Annotated in this window: 3 protein-coding genes and 1 pseudogene; all 4 read left to right on the forward strand. The window is 40.9% G+C overall.

From position 1 onward, the window contains the following. Positions 1 to 787 (forward strand): annotated as a pseudogene (locus AAC037_RS19500) (DNA ligase-associated DEXH box helicase); the annotation flags it as partial. An 84-nt stretch (positions 788 to 871) separates the two neighbouring features. After that, on the forward strand, positions 872 to 1,999 hold the full coding sequence (locus tag AAC037_RS19505) for a PQQ-dependent sugar dehydrogenase (RefSeq protein WP_339904962.1): 1,128 nt from the start codon (positions 872 to 874) through the stop codon (positions 1,997 to 1,999). A 91-nt stretch (positions 2,000 to 2,090) separates the two neighbouring features. Next, positions 2,091 to 3,761 carry a choline dehydrogenase gene (betA, locus tag AAC037_RS19510; RefSeq protein ID WP_339904963.1) on the forward strand — a complete coding sequence of 557 codons (1,671 nt, stop codon included), beginning with the start codon at positions 2,091 to 2,093 and terminating at the stop codon, positions 3,759 to 3,761. Then, positions 3,758 to 5,087: aldehyde dehydrogenase family protein (locus AAC037_RS19515; RefSeq protein ID WP_339904964.1), on the forward strand; the 1,330-nt coding region annotated here is incomplete at its 3' end. The genes betA and AAC037_RS19515, both read left to right, overlap by 4 nt.

Consider the following 5,087-nt stretch of genomic DNA (forward strand, 5'->3'; position numbering starts at 1 on the left):
AATGCCCTTGTCCTCCAGGTTATCGGAAATGATCAGGGAAGAATTGCAAAATGCTTCTAAAAACAATTTGGATGCTATTGAATTAAAAACCATTCAGCCTATTTTAAAGCTTCAAAATGCTTTATCGAAAATCCCTGACCAGGAGTCCTTGCTCATAGAACAGTGTAAAAGTAGAGAAGGATACCATGTTTTTATTTTCCCTTTTGAAGGTCGATTTGTTCATGAAGTATTGGCAGCTTTAATCGCTTACAGAATCAGTGTAAGTCACCCTATTAGTCTAAGTATAGCCATGAACGATTATGGCTTTGAGTTGCTATCTGATAGCCCTATACCCATTGAAGACAGTTTAGAGGAAGATTTGTTTCGTACGTACAACCTAATGGATGATTTGTTTGCAAGTATCAATGAGACAGAAATGGGTAAAAGGCGATTTAGGGAGATTGCAGCCATCGCAGGATTAGTTTTTCAAGGGTACCCTGGAAAAAATGTACCAACAAGGCATCTTCAAGCCAGTTCGGGAATTATGTATGGCGTTTTTGAGACTTATGAGCCTGAAAATCTATTGCTGGCTCAGGCTAGAGAAGAAGTGATACAAATTCAGATGGAAAAAAACAGGCTTTTTAAAGTAATTGATCGGATCAACAAAAATGAGATTCATTTAATAAAAACCGAAAAAATAACCCCATTTGCCTTTCCAATTATGGTTGATCGGCTCAGTAGAAACACCATAAGTTCAGAAAGCCTCACTGATAGAATACTAAAACTGCAAATTGAACTGCTTGATTAAAACTTGTTTTGGAGCATATTTAAATTTAAATTCGCTTCAATATTCCAATTAAATTAATTATATCCCATTATTTATTCAGCCTTTATGAAATCATTATTAGTTACCTTTTTGGTGATCAGTTCGATTATGACCTGTATGGGTCAAACACCACCCAATGGCCCCGAAGTAACGGATCCGGAATGGAAAGCCTATGACGTTGAAACAGTTGTTGAAGGTTTTAATATTCCTTGGGGACTGGCAGTATTATCGGATGGTAGTATGCTTATTACAGAGAAATCCGGTGAATTGGTACATTTTAAAAACGGCCAAAAGACAAAAATTGAAGGTTTGCCTGAAATTACGGCTAAGGGTCAAGGAGGATTATTGGATGTGGTTTTGCACCCAAATTTCAATAATAACAAATTGGTTTACATTGCCTATGCTTCATCAAGAGGGACAGGAAAAGGCTCCAATACCGCCATTGGTCGAGGTAAATTACAAGGAAACCAATTGGTGAATTTTGAGAGACTATACAAAGCCAGCCCCAATTCTGAAGCTGGTCAGCATTTTGGAGCGAGAATAGCATTTGATAAGGATGGTTTCTTGTATTTTTCTATCGGTGAAAGAGGTGCTAAATTTGAAAACCCTCAGGATATCACTCGTGATGGTGGAAAAGTTTATCGCCTGTATGATGACGGAAGAGTACCTGAAGACAACCCTTTTTACAATGAATCGGGAGCAAAGAAAGCCATTTACTCTTATGGACATAGGAATCCTCAAGGAATGTTATTACATCCCAAAACAGGAGAAATTTGGGTAAATGAACATGGACCTAAAGGTGGAGATGAAATCAATATCGTAAAGAAAGGTGCCAATTTCGGCTGGGCTGAAATCACATATGGTATCAATTATGACGATACAATCTTGTCAGAAGACACAGCTAAACCCGGAATGGAACAACCTTTTTATTATTGGGTTCCATCTATTGCACCCAGTGGTTTTGCCTATATTAACAGTAACCAATACCCGGCCTGGGAGGGAGATCTATTGGTTGGCTCTCTGAAATTTGGTCGATTAGAAAAACTAACCATCAATAACAATAAGGTTACCAAAAGAGAAAAAGTATTTGAAGGGTTGGGACGCGTGAGAAATGTTGTAATAGGCCCTGATGGTATGATATATGCCGGTATTGACGGCAAAGGGATTGTTAAGATCGTCCCTAAAGGAAAATAAAATTAAATTGTTAGAAACTAAGCAATTGCTGCTAAATATACTTTTAGCAGCAATTGCTTTTTTAGACAAGTCAACTGTCCTAATTTAAAGAATGTCAAAAGAGAAATATGATTACATAATCGTTGGTGGTGGTTCTGCTGGCAGTGTCCTGGCCAATAGATTAAGTGAAGACCCCTCAAATAAGGTGCTGGTAATAGAGGCAGGAAGACCCGACCATGGTTGGGATTTTAGGATTCAGATGCCCGCAGCCCTCACCTATCCACTTACCAATAATTTTTACAATTGGGGCTATGAATCTGAACCGGAACCTTATATGCAAAACCGGAAAATTTTTCAACCCCGGGGTAAAGTATTGGGAGGTTCAAGTGTAATTAATGGAATGATCTTTATTCGTGGCAATGCCCTGGATTATGAAAAATGGGCCAATGAAAAAGGTCTGGAAAACTGGAGCTATGCACATTGCCTTCCTTATTTCAAGCGTTTGGAAAATCGCCTAATTGGAGGAGACACATACCGTGGTGACAAAGGTCCACTGTACCTGACTACACCCAAGTGTGACAATCCACTTTTTAAAGCTTTCTTTGATTCAGTTCAAGAAGCCGGTTATCCCCTGACAGAGGATGTCAATGGCTATCAACAAGAAGGTTTTGGTAAATTTGATGCCACTATTTATAAAGGTAAAAGGTGGAATGCGGCAAGAGCCTATGTCCATCCCATAAAACACCGTAAAAACCTTACGATTCACCTAAAATCTACCGCTAGCAAAATCCTATTTGAAGGCAACACAGCTACGGGAGTGGCTTATTCCAAAAACGGAAAAAAGGAGCTTGCTTATGGAGGACAAGTAATATGCTGTGGAGGTGCAATCAATACACCTCAATTATTGCAACTTTCCGGGATAGGCAATGCTAATGAGTTGAAAAAACTTGGTATACCAGTAGTAGCTGACCTAAAAGGAGTTGGAGAAAACCTACAGGATCATCTTGAGGTCTATGTACAATGGGCCGCAAAAAAACCGGTGAGCCTTTACCCTTCCCTAAAATTTTATAATCAACCAAAAATAGGATTAGAATGGCTTATTAAGGGAACAGGTGTAGGAGCAAGCAATCATTTTGAGGCCGGCGGATTTATCCGGGGAAATGATGAAGTGGCTTATCCTAATTTACAATATCACTTTCTACCAATCGCCATTCGATACGATGGATCAGCTCCAAATGAAGGGCATGGGTTCCAATTGCATGTGGGGCCAATGAATACGGATGTGAGAGGACATGTAAAAATTAAATCTGCTGATCCCGAAAAATATCCAAGTATTAAATTTAATTATTTGTCTACACCGCAAGAAAGAAAAGAATGGGTGGAAGCCATCAGGTGTACCCGAAACCTTATCAATCAGCCGGCTTTTAATGAACTAAGGGGAAAAGAACTTTCACCAGGATCCGGTGTAGAAACCGATGAAGAAATATTGGATTTCGTAGCCAGAGAAGGCGAAAGTGCTTACCATCCAAGCTGTACAGCAAAAATGGGCTATGACGACATGTCTGTGGTAGATGCAAATCTAAAAGTTCACGGTGTCAACAATCTTTCGGTGGTAGATGCATCCATTATGCCTTACATCACCAATGGCAATATCTACGCACCTGTGCTTATGATTGCCGAAAAAGCGGCTGACCTATTACTAGGTAACAGTCCTGAGGCCCCACAAGAAGTGCCTTATTACAAACACAATCCAAAAAAGGAACAAAACCAACTTTCCAATTGATCGAAAATAAAAACCTATATATCAATGGCTGTTGGCAGGAAGCCCTGTCCAATGCAGTAAGAACCATATATAACCCTTATAACAAGCAAGCCCTTGTGACTGTAGCCGAAGGTAATCGAGAGGACGCCAGAAAAGCCATCCAAAGCGCCAAACTTGCTTTTGACGCTGAGGAATGGCGGAATTATACGGCCGTTGAACGTGGGAAATTGGTTTATAAATTAGGTGACCTGATCGAAGAAAATAAGGAAGAATTGGCCAGATTAGAAACCTTAAATACCGGTAAAACCTATGCTGAAAGTATTTGGGACATGGATGATATTGCCGGAATTTTCAGGTATTATGGCGGACTTGCCGACAAAAACGAAGGTGAAGGCATTGCTAGCCCTAACCCGAATACTCAAAGCCGATTGGTAAAAGATCCGATCGGAGTTGTAGGCATGATTTGTCCTTGGAACTACCCCCTTCTTCAAGCTGCCTGGAAAATTGCTCCTGCCCTAGTGGCCGGTTGTACCATGGTCATTAAGCCAAGTGAATTTACCCCGCTTACGACCTTATATTGGACCCAGCTTGCAGAACAGGCCGGATTCCCCAAAGGGGTAATCAATACCGTCTTGGGCCCTGGGCACAGCATAGGTGCTGAGCTGGCTGAAAACCCCGAGGTAGACATGGTATCTTTTACGGGAGGTGTAGTCACCGGAAAGAAAATCATGAAGGCTGCCGCCGGAAATGTTAAAAAAGTAGCGCTTGAACTGGGAGGAAAAAATCCCCATATAATATTTGAAGATGGAGATTGGGAAACAGCCATTGACTTTATATTAAACGGAGTTTTCTTCCATGCCGGCCAGATTTGCTCTGCCGGGACAAGAGTGATGGTAGCTGCCGCTATCCACGATCAAGTGGTAAAGCAGCTTGAGCAAAGGATCAAAAAAATTCGACTGGGAGATGGAATGGATGAGCAAACTCAAATGGGTCCTCTTATTTCCGAAGCTCAACTCGAAAAGGTGTCCAACCATGTTCAAAAAGCCATCGAAGAAGGAGCTGAATTGATCACAGGAGGGAAGAAACCCTCGGATCCTGAACTGGCCAATGGCTATTTTTATGAACCAACCCTTTTGGTCGGTTGCACAAAAGAGATGGCAATAGTAAAAGAAGAGATCTTTGGTCCGGTCATACACATAGAAAAATTTGATACGGAAGCTGAAGCCATAAAAAATGCCAACGATACCATTTATGGTTTATCTGCAGGTTTTTGGACCAAGGATGTGCAAAGAATAGATAGGGTATCCAAGGCACTTCGCTTCGGGACGGTATGGATCAATGACTTCA

Origin of the sequence: uncultured Cyclobacterium sp. (assembly GCF_963976465.1) — a bacterium.
Lineage (GTDB): Bacteria > Bacteroidota > Bacteroidia > Cytophagales > Cyclobacteriaceae > Cyclobacterium.

What these genes read in the sequence shown, in the direction of transcription:
- AAC037_RS19505 (WP_339904962.1), top strand. Translation starts at nt 872, where the DNA reads ATGAAATCATTATTAGTTACCTTTTTGGTGATCAGTTCGATTATGACC.
- betA (WP_339904963.1), top strand. Translation starts at nt 2,091, where the DNA reads ATGTCAAAAGAGAAATATGATTACATAATCGTTGGTGGTGGTTCTGCT.